The sequence below is a fragment of the Flavobacterium muglaense genome, from assembly GCF_014305155.1.
GTDB lineage: Bacteria > Bacteroidota > Bacteroidia > Flavobacteriales > Flavobacteriaceae > Flavobacterium > Flavobacterium muglaense.
Map to the genome: position 1 here is coordinate 33,444 of NZ_JACRUK010000020.1, position 17,247 is coordinate 50,690.

16 protein-coding genes are annotated in these 17,247 nt (G+C 34.8%); 8 read left to right on the plus strand and 8 right to left on the minus strand.

From position 1 onward, the window contains the following. Nucleotides 1–77 precede the first annotated feature (77 nt). The 5 genes from H8R24_RS09765 to guaA all read right to left on the minus strand — a co-directional run bounded on the left by H8R24_RS09765 (nt 78) and on the right by guaA (nt 6,230). A complete protein-coding gene (locus H8R24_RS09765; RefSeq protein WP_187018455.1) occupies nt 78–1,691 on the minus strand; it encodes a CTP synthase in 1,614 nt (537 codons plus the stop codon). Nucleotides 1,692–1,843: 152 nt separating this feature from the next. Then, nucleotides 1,844–2,077: a DUF3820 family protein gene (locus tag H8R24_RS09770; protein ID WP_187018452.1), complete on the minus strand. Its 234-nt coding sequence runs from the start codon at nt 2,075–2,077 to the stop codon at nt 1,844–1,846. A gap of 84 nt (nt 2,078–2,161) precedes the next feature. Next, nucleotides 2,162–2,563 carry an OsmC family protein gene (locus tag H8R24_RS09775; protein WP_187018450.1) on the minus strand — a complete coding sequence of 134 codons (402 nt, stop codon included), beginning with the start codon at nt 2,561–2,563 and terminating at the stop codon, nt 2,162–2,164. Beyond that, a complete protein-coding gene (locus tag H8R24_RS09780; RefSeq protein WP_187018448.1) occupies nt 2,563–4,575 on the minus strand; it encodes a LysM peptidoglycan-binding domain-containing protein in 2,013 nt (670 codons plus the stop codon). The genes H8R24_RS09775 and H8R24_RS09780 overlap by 1 nt, the downstream gene beginning before the upstream one ends. 125 nt (nt 4,576–4,700) lie before the next feature. Beyond that, complete coding sequence (guaA, locus tag H8R24_RS09785) at nt 4,701–6,230, minus strand: glutamine-hydrolyzing GMP synthase (RefSeq protein ID WP_187018445.1); 1,530 nt, start codon at nt 6,228–6,230, stop codon at nt 4,701–4,703. A gap of 240 nt (nt 6,231–6,470) precedes the next feature. Between guaA and H8R24_RS09790 the strand changes: the two genes are divergently transcribed. Continuing rightward, complete coding sequence (locus H8R24_RS09790; RefSeq protein ID WP_187018443.1) at nt 6,471–6,998, plus strand: hypothetical protein; 528 nt, start codon at nt 6,471–6,473, stop codon at nt 6,996–6,998. Between the two features lie 21 nt (nt 6,999–7,019). On the opposite strand, the gene H8R24_RS09795 is transcribed toward H8R24_RS09790, so the two are convergent. Both H8R24_RS09795 and H8R24_RS09800 read right to left on the minus strand, forming a co-directional pair. Further along, on the minus strand, nt 7,020–7,721 hold the full coding sequence (locus H8R24_RS09795; protein ID WP_187018441.1) for a hypothetical protein: 702 nt from the start codon (nt 7,719–7,721) through the stop codon (nt 7,020–7,022). A gap of 145 nt (nt 7,722–7,866) precedes the next feature. Next, nucleotides 7,867–8,460: a hypothetical protein gene (locus tag H8R24_RS09800; RefSeq protein WP_187018439.1), complete on the minus strand. Its 594-nt coding sequence runs from the start codon at nt 8,458–8,460 to the stop codon at nt 7,867–7,869. Nucleotides 8,461–8,685: 225 nt separating this feature from the next. Between H8R24_RS09800 and H8R24_RS09805 the strand changes: the two genes are divergently transcribed. From H8R24_RS09805 to H8R24_RS09830, 6 genes are all read left to right on the plus strand, one after another. Continuing rightward, nucleotides 8,686–9,069, plus strand: a complete 384-nt coding sequence (locus H8R24_RS09805) for a RidA family protein (RefSeq protein WP_187018436.1) — start codon at nt 8,686–8,688, stop codon at nt 9,067–9,069. A 72-nt stretch (nt 9,070–9,141) separates the two neighbouring features. Beyond that, entirely contained in the window at nt 9,142–10,398 is a 1,257-nt protein-coding gene (locus tag H8R24_RS09810) for a voltage-gated chloride channel family protein (RefSeq protein ID WP_187018434.1), read from the plus strand. A 68-nt stretch (nt 10,399–10,466) separates the two neighbouring features. Beyond that, complete coding sequence (locus H8R24_RS09815) at nt 10,467–11,474, plus strand: DHH family phosphoesterase (protein ID WP_187018431.1); 1,008 nt, start codon at nt 10,467–10,469, stop codon at nt 11,472–11,474. A 6-nt stretch (nt 11,475–11,480) separates the two neighbouring features. After that, a complete protein-coding gene (gene gldI / locus H8R24_RS09820) occupies nt 11,481–12,182 on the plus strand; it encodes a gliding motility-associated peptidyl-prolyl isomerase GldI (protein WP_187018429.1) in 702 nt (233 codons plus the stop codon). Nucleotides 12,183–12,201: 19 nt separating this feature from the next. Beyond that, complete coding sequence (locus H8R24_RS09825; protein WP_187018425.1) at nt 12,202–13,326, plus strand: peptidylprolyl isomerase; 1,125 nt, start codon at nt 12,202–12,204, stop codon at nt 13,324–13,326. Nucleotides 13,327–13,364: 38 nt separating this feature from the next. After that, complete coding sequence (locus H8R24_RS09830; protein WP_187018423.1) at nt 13,365–14,510, plus strand: peptidylprolyl isomerase; 1,146 nt, start codon at nt 13,365–13,367, stop codon at nt 14,508–14,510. 73 nt (nt 14,511–14,583) lie between these two features. Here the strand turns inward: H8R24_RS09830 and H8R24_RS09835 are convergent, their stop codons facing one another. After that, nucleotides 14,584–15,024 carry a hypothetical protein gene (locus tag H8R24_RS09835; protein ID WP_187018421.1) on the minus strand — a complete coding sequence of 147 codons (441 nt, stop codon included), beginning with the start codon at nt 15,022–15,024 and terminating at the stop codon, nt 14,584–14,586. Nucleotides 15,025–15,316: 292 nt separating this feature from the next. Between H8R24_RS09835 and H8R24_RS09840 the strand changes: the two genes are divergently transcribed. Further along, nucleotides 15,317–17,212 (plus strand): heavy metal translocating P-type ATPase, encoded by a 1,896-nt coding sequence (locus H8R24_RS09840; protein ID WP_187018419.1) that lies wholly within the window; start codon nt 15,317–15,319, stop codon nt 17,210–17,212. Nucleotides 17,213–17,247 lie beyond the last annotated feature (35 nt).

Sequence of the window (17,247 nt, forward strand, 5' to 3'; positions counted from 1 at the left end):
AGTAATAAAACTCGCTACGATTAGAATTAGCATTCATATATCTTGTTATAATTACTATAACAAAATGGGTATTACTATTATTTTTTACTCGCTTTTACAGCAGCAGCAACAAAATTCACAAAAAGTGGGTGTGGATTCGCAACTGTACTTTTATATTCTGGATGGTACTGAACTCCAATAAAAAAAGGATGATCTTCTATTTCTACAATTTCTACCAAACCAGTATCTGGATTCACACCTGATGCTTTCAAACCAGCGTTTTGCAACTCCACGGCATACGCACTATTAAATTCATAACGGTGACGGTGACGCTCTGTTATCGCAGTTTGACCATATATCTTATATGCTAAAGTATCCGGCTTGATATCACATTTCCAAGCTCCAAGACGCATTGTCCCTCCTTTGTCTGTGACATTTTTTTGTTCTTCCATCAAGTTTACAACAGGATGCTTCGTTGTTTCGTTCATCTCTGTAGAATTTGCGTCAGCATAACCAAGAATATTACGAGAATATTCGATTACTGCCATTTGCATTCCAAGACAAATCCCAAAGAAAGGCATTTTGTTTTCACGTGCATATTGCACCGCAGCTATTTTACCTTCAATACCTCTTTCTCCAAAACCTGGAGCAACAAGAATAGCGTCAAGATCTTTAAATTTCTCCCCTACATTATCCGCATCTATATATTCTGAATGGATCGAAACTACATTTACTTTGGTTTCATTACTAGCACCTGCATGAATAAAAGCCTCCAAAATTGATTTGTAACAATCCTGCATTTCTACATATTTCCCAATCAAACCAATATTCACGGTTTGTTTTGGGTTTTTAATTCTACGTAAAAAAGTATTCCATGTTTTTAAGTCTGGCGCTGCTTTTTTAGGCAAATCTAATTTTTTTAGAGCTACAACATCAAGTCCTTCTTCTAGCATTAAGTTAGGAACTTCATAAATTGTAGAAGCATCAATAGATTGAATTACTGCTTCTCTTTTTACATTGCAAAACAATGCCAATTTATTTCTAATTTCATCCGAAATCTCATGCTCAGTTCTACATACTAAGATGTCAGCTTTGATGCCGCTTTCCATTAATGTTTTAACAGAGTGTTGAGTAGGTTTTGTTTTTAATTCCCCTGCAGCAGCTAGATAAGGAACTAGGGTTAAGTGAATAACGATAGCATTATTCTCACCCATATCCCAAACTAATTGACGTACAGATTCGATGTAAGGCAACGACTCAATATCTCCTACCGTACCACCAATCTCAGTAATAACAATGTCATAATCACCTGATTTACCAAGTAATTGCATTCTATCCTTAATTTCGTTAGTGATATGAGGTACAACTTGTACTGTTTTACCTAAAAACTCTCCTCTACGCTCTTTTTCAATAACCGAAAGATAAATCCTTCCTGTAGTAACATTGTTCGCTTGAGAAGTTGGAACATTTAAAAAACGCTCATAATGACCTAAATCTAAATCTGTTTCAGCCCCATCATCAGTCACATAACATTCTCCATGTTCATACGGATTCAATGTTCCTGGGTCAACGTTTAAGTACGGATCAAACTTTTGAATAGTTGTCCTATATCCTCTTGCTTGTAACAGTTTTGCTAAAGATGCTGCTATAATTCCTTTCCCTAAGGAAGAAGTTACACCTCCAGTAACAAAAATATATTTTGTTTGATTCATTATGATGTTGTTTGTATTGTAGTTGTGTAAAAAACTTGGCAAAAATACGATTATAAATCGAGAAAATACTAATTTAGAATTGAGATAATTTGGAAAATTGAGAATTCAACAACTGTTATATTTCAAAACAAAAACAGCATTAATTTAAGAAATTAACGCTGTTTTGGATATCTTTTTTTAATATTTAATATCAATTCTTCTAAGCCATTGAGTTTTATCTCATAAATCAATTTTAATTGTTCACCCAATTCCCCTTTTGGAAATCCTTTATTATGATACCAAACCACATAATACTCGGGTAAACTTATTAAATACCAACCTTCATATTTACCAAAAGGCATTTTGGTATGTGCCAATTTAATTAGCTGTTCTTGATTTTTATCCATTTGTACACTACTAAAAAAGCAACAGCCAAGAAACAACACGACTTAACATATTACTTCTTGGCTTTCACTCTATTTATATTTTTATTACTTCCAATTAAAAGTAATTCGTTTCTCGATTTCAGGATGTAAACTTAATGAAACAGGACAAGTCATTGCCGTACGTTCTAAAATAGTTCTACTTTTTTGATCCGGATTTCCATGCATATCAAAATGAACTTCGACAACACCAATTCTTCTCGGTTCAGCATTCATGATCTTTGTCACCTCCGCAACCGAAGCTGTTAAATCGATATTTAAATCTCTTGCTTTTATTCCCATAACAGTCATCATACAACTTGCCAAAGCATTTGCCACTGTATCTGTTGGAGAAAAAGCTTCGCCTTTGCCATTATTATCTAATGGTGCGTCTGAAATTATTTCACTCCCTGATTGTACGTGGATTGATGAAGTTCTTAAATCTCCTAAATAGGTTACTTTTGAAGTCATTATTTCGCTTCTTTAATTGTTAAGTCGGTATCATAATACATCAAGAAAACGCCCTTATTCGTATATCCTCCATCTTCTTTTTTATAATACGCAAATTTATTCTCAACATGTTCCGTTGCTGATTCATTAACCGTCACTTCAAACTTTACGTTTTGCACGAGACGCAGCATCGTGTCAAAGGTCACGTCAAAACCACGAGTCGCATAATCACTTGGAAACACATTGTTTATTTTTTTATACTTTTTATCAAAAATAGCAGTTGCCTCAGTCACATTATCTCTAATTACAGAAGGGTACATCAACTTCAATTTAGTCAAGTTCAAAAACTTAATCTCATCGGTATCCAACGTTTCATTAGGCTCTAATATCACCAATTGCATATCATAAGTAGGCATTGCACTGACCATCGTTGCTATTATCGTTTTAATCATCCAAGTATTAGCCGTTTCCATTACCACGTAATTAGTCTTTCCTTTTACTAACATGCTTTTTAAACTTTCGGCCGAAACACTTCCATTATCTCTAAAATCAACCAACGGAACAGTACTTTGATAGTCTTTTAAATACTGTAAAATAGATTGCTTTTTCTTATCAACTACTGCTACTATATTCCCATTATGAGCACGCATATAATCAAAAACGGTGTTTTTAACAACTTCATTTGTTGGAATCGTTTGGTATAAATTTGGATACGGATTTCCTAAATCTTTAGAAAGAGGTGAAACAACTGGTACATTATTCAATGCTACCAGCTGGGCAGCTACCTCTGCATTACTTTGATAAAATGGCCCTACGATAGCATTGACCGAATCTAATCTGTTAGCCTTAATAAGGGCAGCTACTTTAGACCCATTCTTTGTTTCTTCTGAATCGTATATTTCAACATCAATTGGGAAACCTAATGTTTTAGCAGAGTCAATTGCTATTAATGCTCCAGCATAAAAATCAAGCGTCATGTTTAAAAACCGATCTTTTTTCAAACGATTATAAGTAGAACTCACCGTATCGTTTTGAATAGCAGCCACATTAAAAGGCAATAGCATTGCCATTCTTTTACGTTTTCCGTCTTCTATGATTTTAACTAATGATGTATATTCTTTTTTTACTGGTGCAACAAGCGCTTCTTTGGCTGGTACTTTTAATAACATACCTATCTCAACACTATTTGCAAGTTCTGGATTTAATTCGATTAACTTATCCTGACTAATATCAAACATTTTAGACAAGCTATAAAGTGTCTCTTTTGGCTGTACTTCATAAGTTGCATAGTTGTTTTTCAAAGTCGTCAATACTGGATTTTGAGCCGTTGTTTCTACTTTAGCTGCGGCAACCTTTGCCTCAACAACGTCCGCTTTAACCATTACTTCTTCCACAACTTTTGGCGCAGTGCCTTTTATCGTCAAGCGATATCCAATTGGTAAATTAGTCACAACTTCTGGATTGCGTTTTTCTAATTCTTCGATTGTTAATCCATATTTTCTTGAAATTGAATATTTAGTCTCCTTTGCAAGCACATCATGAAACACATACTGCTCTTTTGAAGCCCCAACAACTTTAGAAGTTACAGCAGACTTACCATTTGATTTCACTCCTGTTGTTACTGCATTTTTTGAAGGAATAGTCAATACCTGACCTATTTGCAAACCATCATTTTCAAGAAAAGGATTGGCTTTTTTTAAATTCTCATCAGAGATGCCGTATTTTTTTTCAATTCCGTACAAAGTCTCTTTTGGAAGCACTTCGTGTGTTGTTGCATTTGCAACTTCAGCTGGTTTTGTTTCAGCTATTTTAACCCCCGATTTATTTGGAATTATCAAAACCATATTAGACTTTAATCCGCTTTGTGCATCTGGATTGAGTTGATAAATATCATAAGGTGTTACATGATACTTTTGCGCTATTTGAGTTATCGTTTCTCCTTTTTCTACTTTGTGGCCAATTGCTTTTCCCTGAGAAAAAACAGTATTTACACCTAATAGAACAGTAATACAGATCGCAAAAAAATATTTCATTATTTTTATTTATAAAATTAATAGGTCAAAGATAAGAAAACGGTATCAAATTTTGTTCCAAAATCTGATACCGTCTTTATAAAAAACGAGAGTTTATGTTTTTTAAACTATAAAAAGCTTACTCGTTATTCCCATTCTATAGTTGCTGGTGGCTTAGAGCTTATATCATAAACAACTCTATTTACTCCTTTTACTTTATTGATAATATCATTAGACACTTTCATCAAGAAATCATAAGGCAAGTGTACCCAATCTGCAGTCATACCGTCCGTAGATTCTACTGCACGCAACGCTACCACTTTCTCGTATGTACGCTCATCACCCATAACCCCTACACTGTTCACCGGAAGCAAAATAGCTCCTGCTTGCCAAACTTTATCATACAATCCCCAAGATTTCAAACCGTCGATAAAAACTTTATCTACATCTTGTAAAATTTGCACTTTTTCTAAAGTAATATCTCCTAAAATACGAATTGACAATCCTGGTCCAGGAAAAGGATGTCTTCCTAATAATTCTGGATCAATTCCTAAACTCGCCCCAACTCTACGTACTTCATCTTTGAAAAGCATACGTAAAGGCTCCACGATTTTTAATTTCATATAATCCGGCAAACCTCCCACATTGTGGTGTGATTTAATTGTTGCAGATGGTCCTTTTACAGAAACTGATTCAATTACATCTGGATAAATCGTTCCCTGAGCCAACCAAGTAACATCTTCGATAAGATGCGATTCAGCATCAAAAACTTCGATAAATGCATTACCAATAGCTTTTCTTTTTAATTCAGGATCAGTAACTCCAGCTAAGGCATCATAAAAACGTTGAGAAGCATCTACTCCTTTTACATTTAATCCCATTCCTTCGTATTGATCTAAAACGCTCTGAAATTCATCTTTTCTAAGCAAACCGTTATTTACAAAAATACAATATAGGTTTTTACCAATTGCTTGATGTAATAAAACAGCAGCTACAGTTGAGTCTACTCCTCCTGAAAGTCCCAGAACTACTTTGTCATCTTGTAATTTCTCTTTTAACTCTGACACCATTTCTTCAACAAATGCATTTGGTGTAAATGTTTGCGGAACATCGGCAATTTTTACCAAGAAATTCTCTAACATTTTTGAACCATCTGTTGAGTGAAAAACTTCTGGATGGTATTGAATGGCATAAGTTGTTTCGCCTTCAATTTTGTAAGCCGCAAATTCCACATCGTGTGTACTAGCCAGTTTTACACCATTAGTAGGCAAGGCTTTAATACTATCACTATGACTCATCCAAACTTGACTATTAAGATCAACTCCTTCGAAGAAAATTTCATCTTCTTTTATATAAGATAAGTTTGCTCTACCATATTCTCTCGTATTTGATGCTGCAACCTCTCCACCACTAAAGTGAGCTAAGTATTGCGCACCGTAACATACGGCTAACATAGGTAATTTTCCTCTGATTTGTGACAAATCAGGATGCGGAGCGTCATCTGCTCTCACAGAAAATGGGCTTCCACCTAAAATTACGGCTTTATAACTTGATAAATCACTCGGAAAATGATTGTAAGGAAAAATTTCGCAGAATATATTTAATTCGCGAACTCTACGCGCAATAAGCTGAGTATATTGCGATCCGAAATCTAAAATAAGTACGTTGTGTTGCATGCGCAAAAATACTTTTTATATTCGGAATTGAAAAATCGAAATTTGAAAAATATTTATTTTTTTTTCAAAGATTCCTTAATAGGCTTATTTTCTTATAAAAATGACCTGTCAACCCTTTTAATTTCTACTTATTAGATCAAAAATACCGCAAAACCATATCTAGTTTAATATCGTATATTTGCTCAAAAGCATGCAACAATCAAGCTTTTAAAACCCAATTATTTCTAAATTAAATACCTAATGAAAATTAAAACTCATACACTGATCGGTCTTTTATCCTTATTTATTGTTTCTTGTAGCGTGATTGACAAGTTGCTCACTTTTACTGTTTCTAATCAAACCGAGTTTAAAATAGGCGTTGGTTTTCCACTTAATATTGCAAATGGAATCCCCACTCCTGACGTGACTACAAATTCTAGCGCTGATTTTGAGAACAACAATACGAAAGCCAGCTTAGTAAAAGATGTCAAGTTGAAAGAATTGAAACTAAGCATTACAGACCCAACTGACAAAACGTTTAGCTTTTTAAAATCCATTCACATCTACATTTCGACAGATGCTAATGACGAAATTGAACTTGCCTACCTAGACAATATTAGTGTTACTACTAATACACTAACACTTACACCTACCACCGAAAAACTAGACAAATACATTAAAGCGTCTAGTTACAAACTACGAACAGTTGCAGTCACTAAAGAAACAATAACTTCGGATGTAACCATAAAAGCTGATATGAAGTTTACGGTTACAGCTGATCCGTTTTAATTATTAAAAATTATAGAATCCTTATTCTTTGATAAAGGTGAATTTAGATTTTACACCTTTATCAAAGTTATTCCATAAATCCGATAAAAGTAAGGTGCCGGCGCTATCATAAATATAGAAAGCTCCTGTGTTTCCACCTAATGAACCACGGTTTAACGCTTCTAACTCTAAGTAATTCAAGCCTTCTTTTAAATCCATGTGAATATCTCTAAAGCCACTATCTAAATACAAATTATTTACTAAAACAATTGATTTATAATCATGAATACTCGTTGCTTTTATCAAATCACCATCAATTGCACCGTAATCACGTACTCTAATTAGCAAGGTTTTTGATTTGGTTCTAATCGTACCAAAATCCAAATCTTTTTGATTTAAATACGAAGTATCCTCTTTTAAGCCGCTATTAACTAAGCTTTTATTGATACTTTTATTCATTTTATCACGTACTTCATCACCTGGATTAATAAAATCATTCGTTTGAATCATCGAAATAGGATCTGGATCTCCAATCTTGAATGTGGTACTCTGAAATTTAGTTTCTGGCTTTTTAAGAATATTAGGCGCTACAATATCCGGTGGTGCAACTGTTGGCGGAGGCGTTTTTTTGATTTTTACGCTTGTATCCACAGGAGGAATCGCTTTAAACTTTGAACTAAACTCTGATTGAGAGTAGCCGTTTATAGCAAAACACATCATAACAATCCAAACTACCTGCTTCATATTTTATCGCTTTGTTTTTTTATACAAATATTCTAATTATCAAGTTGCAACAAATATACCAAGCTTTATTTTTAGAAAACAAAAGCGAAGCGCAACATTAAAAAAACTTTAACCTTATCCCTTAAATTTTAGCCAAAACGAGCTTTTATTGCCTATCTACTATTATAGTTGCCATAAAACCTTGCCCAATATTCCATTGACTTGCCGAAATCACAACTCCTTTATCGTCAAACACTTTAAACTCGGCTGTGTTTGGAGCTGCAAAACCTTCGTTTAATGCCTCAAAATCAATTCTATTTACACCTTTTTCGAGCTGTATTTCAAATCCTTTAAAATCTTCTTCCAATAGCACATCATGATCTACGATCTTATAATTGACATATATTCTTATGCGATCACCATCCACATAAGCACCATCTCTATACTGCACCCTTGCTGTTTTTGAACTGGTTTTGTACACCCCTAAATCTTGATTGCGCTGATACAGCACCGCTGCCACAACTTTATCATTTTTAGGCACCTTGAACTTGTTTTCTGGTAGAACTGCTGCAATATAAGGAATCACTTTTGGCGGTGGCGCTATTGAAGGACCCGCTTTTTTTACTTTAATTTCTTTCTCTTTTGGCGGAATGGCCTTAAAATTTGCACCAAACTCCTCTTGGGAATAACCTTCACTCATTGCTCCAAAGAGCAAAATAAAGACAAAAACGCCACTAAAAAACCTCCTACATCTATCCATCACCTATTTTATTTAAATTAAAAAACCAGCAAAACCATTTCACTTTACTCATATTGATAACTTTAAACTTTACAAAATATTTCGTTTTAATCGATAAAGATTCTATTAAAAACGAACATTTTTAAACAAAAAAGGTGTTTTTTACTTTCTCGTAATTCTTTAAATTGCAAAAAATATACCAAGATTTACGTTTTGGTCTAAACCCAACAATCAAACACAATTACAATGAAAAGAGAAAACATTTTGACCGGTTCTCCATGGGAAGACAAAATGGGCTATTGTCGTGCCGTGCGCATTGGTAATATTATTGAAGTTTCTGGGACAGTGGCTATAGTCGATGGCGAAAAAGTTACAGCAACTGATGCCTATGCCCAAACTTTTAATATTCTAGAACGGGTAGCAAAAGTACTCGAAGATCTAGACGCTAGCATGAAAGACGTGATCCGAACGCGTATCTTTACCACGGACATTAACACCTTTGAAACTGTCGCAAATGCTCATGCTGCGTTTTTTAAAGAAGTAAAACCAACTACAGGCTTTTATGAAATCAGTAAATTAGTTGCTCCTGAATATCTAGTTGAGATAGAATTCACAGCGGTTGTTTCTTAAAAAAAGAAGATAATTTAAAAGGATTGTAATACTTTAGCAAAATAAAGAATTACAATCTTTTTTATTAGCATAATGAATTTAGAAAAAATAAAAAATACTAGCGTTCTTATATTTCAATGGGTGTTCATTTGCACCATAATTGGTTCCTTATCGGGATCAGCGTCTGCACTGTTACTTGTTGCTTTAGAATGGGCTGCTCAATATAGAGCGCACCACAATTGGATTATTTGGCTATTGCCAATTGGTGGTTTAGGCATTGGTCTTTTGTACCATTATTACGGCAGCTCTGTAGTGCGAGGAAATAACTTATTACTAGAAGAATACGAAGCGCCGAAAAAGCAAATCTCAATAAAGATGGCTCCATTAGTCCTTATTGGTACAATTGTAACACATCTTTTTGGAGGATCAGCTGGACGAGAAGGAACGGCAGTGCAAATGGGTGGCGCAATAGCCGATCAATTTACTAGCTTGTTTAAACTTGACGCTTCTGATAGAAAAACATTAATTATACTAGGAATAAGTGCTGGTTTTGCATCCGTTTTTGGCACTCCACTAGCAGGCGCTATATTTGCTCTTGAAGTCGTGTATTTTAGTAAAATAAGCTTAAAAAGCCTCGTGCTTTCTTTCTTAGTCGCTTTCATTGCCTACTTTACAGTTGAGTTTTGGGCTGTTAAACACACGCATTATTCTATCCCTACCACTCCCGAAATTACAATCGAAAACCTAGCATGGATCCTTCCTATTAGCATCTTGTTTGGTCTTGCTGCTATGCTCTTTTCTAGAAGCACTCATTTCTGGGGGCATTTATTTTCAAAAACGATCTCTTACCCGCCTTTGCGTCCTTTTGTAGGCGGATTACTTTTTGCCATAGCGATGTACTTTATAAACACTCCAAAATATATGGGACTAGGCGTACCTACTATTGTAGAGTCGTTTTCAACCCCTAGTGCTTATTATGACTTTTTGCTCAAAATATTGTTTACTGGATTCACCCTAGGAGCAGGTTTTAAAGGCGGAGAAGTTACTCCACTCTTTTTTATTGGTGCCACGCTTGGAAGTTGCTTGTCTGGTTTTATACCATTACCCATCGCATTTTTAGCCGGATTGGGATTTGTAGCGGTTTTTTCGGGTGCCACTCATACTCCTATCGCCTGCACCGTTATGGGCTTAGAACTTTTCGGACTTCAAAACGGTATCTATATAGGTACAGCCTGTTTTATTGCTTATTTAGCATCTGGACCGGTAGGAATTTACCATTCTCAAATAGTAAAAGGACCTAAATATCATTTATATAAAAAACTAAAAAGACAAAAATTAGATAATTTCTAATATCTAAAAGCATGTTAAATTAAAAATGAGCTAAAACTTTACATTAAAAAAATGTAATTTCGCAAACTATGAAAACACAAGACATTCACGCAATACAGTTATTATTAGCAACACCCAAAAAAATTGCAATCATCCCACACAGAGGTCCTGACGGAGATGCAATGGGTTCAACTTTAGGTTTATATCATTTTTTATTAAAAAACAACCACCATCCAACAGTTATTGCTCCTAATGAATTCCCTGATTTCTTAGCATGGCTTCCAGGCTCAGAAACCGTTAAAATATTCGAAAAAGACAAAGAAAACTGTACAAAAATCCTTGAAGAAGCAGAGTTAATCTTCACATTAGATTTCAATGCTTTTCATCGTGTAGGCTCGGATATGGAACAGGTTCTTGCCCAAATGAAGGCCCCTTATATCATGATTGACCACCATCAAAAACCGGATGACTACGCTACTGTTACTTATTCGGATACGTCGATGGGATCTACTTGCGAGATGCTATATAATTTTATTTCGTTTTTGGACAAAAAAGCCGATATTAATCAAACCATCGGAACTTGTATTTACACTGGTATTTTGACTGATTCTGGTTCGTTTAGATTTCCAGGAACAACAGGTAATACACACCGCATTGTAGCTGAATTGATTGACTTGGGAGTCGAAAATACAAAAATACCCAACTTGCTTTTTGAAAACAGCTCTTACAGTCGTTTGCAATTATTAGGTAGAGCACTTCAAAACATGAAGGTTTTAACAGACTATCAAACTACTTATACAACACTTACTCAGGAGGAGTTAACTACTTTTGATTACGTAAAAGGCGATACCGAAGGAATTGTAAATTACGGTTTAAGCATAAAAGGAGTTGTTTTTACCGCTATTTTTATCGAAAATAAAGACGAAAAAATAATCAAAATATCATTCCGATCGCAAGGTGACTTTGATGTAAATGAATTTGCTAGAGCTCATTTTAACGGTGGAGGACACCGCAATGCCGCTGGAGGAAAATCAGAGGTTTCAATGGAAGAAACAATAAACAAATTTGAAAGTTTAGTAACCCAATTAACGATATAACGTAGTATGAAATACACTCATTTAATTGTAATGCTATTATTTGTAACCGGACTTGTCTCTAGTTGTAAGCAGCATCAAGAAGCGCGAAGACCAATCTCACAAGCATCTGGGTCGTTCATGAAAAAATCTGTGGCTAGAAATAAAAAACTCGTAGCAACCGAAGAAGACCAAATACAAGCAGTTATAAAAAGTACCCCTACAATGGAGTATATAGCATCGTCAAAAGGCTATTGGTACGCTTATGAAACTAAGAATCTAACTGATACTTTGACTCCAAAAAAAGGAGACATCGCCTACTTTGACTATGAAATAAAAGACCTCAATGGAGCTGTGATTTATACCCAAGAGGAATTAAAACCACAAGCGTATCGTGTAGACAAAGAAGACATCATGATGGGTTTAAGAAACGGAATAAAACTATTGCATAAAACCGAAAAAGCAATCTTTCTTTTTCCTTCGCACATGGGATTTGGGTATCATGGAGACAATAAAAAAATAGGTGTTAATCAGCCGTTAATGTGTACCGTGACCTTACGAGATTTTAAACCGGAACCTAGCTACAAAAAAACAGCACCAACCTCATCTACAGAGGCAATAGCACCAGAAACTACTGAAACCATAGTAAAAAAAGTTAAAAAAGAAACAGCTCCCAAACCGCAACTTCCTGCTAAAAAGACTGTCACTACCGCAAAAGACACTCTAAAATAATACGTTAACTACTATCAATATGAAAAAAAGCATCTTATTTCTATTACTCGTAATTACTACTTTAACGTCTTGCAAAGAAGACAACAGTAATCTTCCTGATGGTTTATATGCCAAAATAGAAACGAATAAAGGAACCATTATTTTAGCTTTAGAGTATAAAAAAGCGCCAATTACCGTTGCTAACTTCGTGACTTTGGCCGAAGGAAAAAATGATTTTGTAACCAATGAACATTTAAAAGGGAGACCCTTTTTTGACGGTTTACGATTTCACCGCGTTATAAAAGACTTTATGATTCAAACTGGAGACCCATTAGGAACGGGCTCAGGAGATGGAGGATATAAATTTAAAGATGAATTTAGTGATCTTCGATTTGAGAATGGTGGTGTTTTGGCTATGGCTAATAACGGACCAGGAACCAACAGCAGTCAGTTTTTTATCACTCATGTCCCTACACCATGGCTGGACGGGAAGCACACCATTTTTGGCCATGTAATTGAAAACGGCATGGAAGTAGTCAATAGAGTGGAACAAAGCGATTTTATAAAAAGCGTTACTATTATTAGAAATGGTGAAGCCGCTAAAAAGTTTAATGCCATAAAAGTATTTTACGATTATTTCTCGATTGAAGCCGAAAATCAAAGAAAGAAAAAGGAGATTGATGCTCAAGCTAAAAAAGAATATGACGAAAAATACAAAGATGTTCGCGAAGACAAAGTAAAATACTTTAACGCTTTAAAAAGCAAAGCAACTAAAACGTCAAGCGGTCTTAAATACGTTATTACCAAAAAATCAACTGGAAAAAAACCAGCAAAAGGAGCCGATATCTACATCCATTATGCAGGATTTCTGGAAGATGGCCAACTTTTTGATAGTAGTATTGAAAATGTCGCTGAAACTTTTGGAAAATTCGATCAAAATAGAGCTGACCAAGGTGGATACCAACCAATTCCTTTTCAAGCAGGAAAAAAAGACGGTATGATTCCCGGATTTATCGAAGGCTTAAGTAAGTTATCATTGGGGGACAAAGCAATACTATTCATTCCTTCACATTTAGCATACGGTGCTGGCGGTGCTGGAGATGTAATTCCGCCTAATGTCAACATCATTTTTGAAATCGAGTTAATAGATCCAACTGTAAAGTAAAACATAATTAAAAAAAGTCAGACCTTAATTTAATGAAAATGAAATTTAAATTTTTAATTTTAGCATTCTTCGGAATCATTTCTACCCAAGCGCAAACCTCTAAAAAAGCGGTACCTGCTCAAAAACCAGTTGTTCAAGAAGGCATTTATGCCACCATTGCAACAAATAAAGGAGACATAACAGTTCAACTTAATTATCTTAAAGCTCCTGTAACAGTAGCTAATTTCATCACACTTGCCGAAGGTAAAAACACCTTTGTAACAGATGCCAAACTAAAAGGAAAACCCTTTTTTGATGGTTTAAAATTTCACCGAGTTATTGATAATTTCATGATTCAAACTGGAGACCCAACAGGAACAGGTGCTGGCGGAACAGGATATTCATTCAAGGACGAATTTACTGATTTGAAGTTTGAAAAAGCAGGTGTGCTAGCTATGGCTAACTCTGGGCCAGCTACGAATTCAAGTCAATTTTTCATTACGCACAAAGACACACCTTGGTTGAACGGGAAGCATACCATTTTTGGTCATCTGACTCAAGGAATGGAAATTGTAAATAGCATTGCTCAAAATGATGTCATAACTAAAGTAACCATTGTAAGAAAAGGAACTGAGGCTAAAAAGTTTGATGCTGTAAAAATCTTTTCAGACTATTTTAACAATAAAGCAGAAGATGCCAAAAAGCAAGCTTTGCTAGAAGCGGAAAAAGTAAAAGCAAACAACGCAAAATATGCTGGAGTCATTGCCAATAAACTGGCTTACTTTGCCAAAGTAAAAGCAACAGCAACCACAACTGCTTCAGGACTTACTTACGCGATTGTCAAACCGGGAACTGGTGTAAAACCGGTTGATGGTTCTACTTTCTATTTTCACTATGCTGGCTATTTTGAAGACGGAACTTTATTTGACAGTAGCTTTGAAGATGTTGCACAAGCATATGGGAAATACGATCCAAATAGAGCGGCACAAAATGGATACCAAGCATTTCCTTTTCAATGTGGAAGAAAAGATGGTATGATTCCTGGATTTATCGAAGGATTAAGTGCTATGGGCTATGGAGACAAAGCAGTGCTTTTTATCCCATCCAATCTTGCTTATGGAGAAAGAGGAGCTGGAGGAGTAATTCCGCCAAATGCTGCGCTTATATTTGAATTAGAAATGTTTGACAAGCAACCTGCAAAATAGACCCTGTACATACAAAATAAGAAACCCGATACAATTCTAGATTGTATCGGGTTTTATTTTTGTTCTTGGTTGTCTATTTTTTACCAAACTTCCAGTCAAATTCATCTTTTTCATTGATGATAGCTCCTATTTCAAACTTAACAACCTCATCAAATTCCGTTTGCAAGATGATCCAGTTGTCTTCATTAAAGTAATTCTCGAAAGTATCAAATTCTTCTTGAGTGAATTTTGCAATTCCTTTACGAGATAAATCTTTTTTTACTTCTTTGATTTTTCTTCCAATAATTTTATTTTCGAATAACTCTAAATCAGCACTTGAAGCAACTAGATACCCTAACTTAAGATCTTCTTCTTGGTAAAATGTCAAACGGATTTTAAGCGCGTTATAAGAGAAAATAACATTATCATCTTCGTCTTTGTAATTCCTATCTGGCTTACCATAAATAGCAATTACATCATTTTGTTTCATTCCGAAAATGAGTTTATCAATTCCGCTTTTTAAATTTATTTTCATATCAAATATTTGACTGCAAAGTTCGCAAAGTTTTTGTCAAAACATACTACAAATTGATGTAAAAATTACAAGCTGAAACTGCCTTTAAAACATCATATATTTGCCTATTTTATAATTACAAAATTAAGTTAAATTCCAATCCAAATTCTAAAAACCGAACATATTGTAATTATCTTTAATAAAAATTTCATTCATTACACACAAATTATTCCTATTTCGCCACTAAATACAGCTTTATACTTATGCTATGATTGTACGAAATACGATGACAAAGTCATTCAATAAAAAATTTATGAAGCTCCCTATTAAAGACAAAAAATTTATATTTCTTTTTTTTGCAGTCACCTTTGTTATTGTTTTAGAAATTTTATCCTTGCTAGGCATAGACATACCTATGCCCTACTCACCCATCGTTTTTACTTTTTTTATTTTTGGTATAGGCCACGAAGTACTACTAAATGGTGTTAAAGCCATTTTTAAACTTAAATTTAGTAGCATTAATTTACTGATGACTATTGCAGTAGTTGCTGCGTTTTACCTTGGTGAATATCCCGAAGCTGCAGTTGTAATCGTACTTTATGTTTTGGGTGAGAGATTGGAGGATATTGGTTTAGATAATTCAAAATCGGCTCTTGATGAACTCATTCATAAAGTTCCCAAATCGGCTTTTGTAAAATTAGAGCAGCTAAATATACCGATTGATAAAATTACAATAGGAACCACTATTCAAGTAAAACCTGGTGAGATGATTCCGCTTGATGGAAAAATAATAACTGGTGATACCTTGATTGATGAGGCATCGATCACAGGCGAACCATTAGCAAAAGATAAGCATCCTGGTGATATTGTTTTTGCAGGAACATTAAACCAACACGGTTTTATCGAAATTCGAACTACTAAATTATCAACAGACACTACTTTTTCAAAAATTATCCAACTCACCTTTGAAGCATCCGCATCCAAAAGTGAAACTCAGAAATTCATTCAAACATTCTCGCAATATTATACGCCTACTGTTATTGGCTTGGCTTTTTTTGTTTTGATTGTTCCCGTTTTTATATTGCACTTGGATTTTGATCATTGGCTCAAACAAGCCATTACTTTACTAGTTATTGCTTGTCCATGTGCCCTGGTAATTTCAACACCAGTTGCTATTTATGCTGCGATTGGTAACGCTTCCGCAAAAGGTATTTTGGTAAAAGGAGGGAAATATATTGAAGCAATGGCCAATTTAAAAGCTATTGCATTAGATAAAACTCGAACAATTACTTACGGAAATCCAATAGTTACTGATGTCTTCCCGCTAAATGGAACGAGTCGGGAGGAATTATTGGCATGTACAGCTGGAACGGAACTATTGTCCGAACATCCATTGGCTCAAGCCATTGTTACAGCAAGTATTAAGGAAGGATTTGAACCACATCAAGCCGAAGGATTAATTAGTCACTTGGGTAAAGGAGCGATTGCAACATGTCTTGTGTGCAAAAAAGAAAGCGTGTTTGTTGGCAAACTTGATTTTATTAAGAAATATCATGAAGTCCCTGAGGAAGCTGAAAAAATAGTTCAACAACTAGCTACAGAAGGAAAAACAAGCGTAGTGATTAGTTTTGGTGATGGAGTCGCAGGAATTATCGGTTTAACAGACGAAATAAAACCCGATAGCATTAAAGCTATAAAACAATTACAAGCCATGAATTTGGAGCTTATCATACTTAGTGGTGACAATAAAAAAGCGGCCTATAATGTTGCAAAACAAGTTGGAATTGAAAAAATATATGGAGACTTACTGCCAGAAGATAAGTCCAATAATATAAAAGAACTTATTCATCAATTTGGCGACGTAGCTATGGTGGGAGATGGTATTAATGACGCTCCTGCACTTGCTCAAAGTACAGTAGGAATTGCTATGGGAGCAGCAGGAAGTGATACAGCCATAGAAACCGCAAACATAGCTTTATTGAACGACAACCTATCTTTAATACCTTTTTTAATACGTCTAAGTAAAAGAACATTAAATAGAATCAAAATCAATACGATTGGTGCCATCTCGGTTAAAATATTTTTTATCACATTGGCCTTTTTGGGTTATAGCAATTTGGTTTTTGCTATTGCTGCAGATGTTGGCGTTACTCTAATTGTTATTTTATCTAGTTTGAGTTTAATGAATTTTGAAAACGTAGATCAATAATAAAACTAGATGAATTGTATTTTACGATTACATAA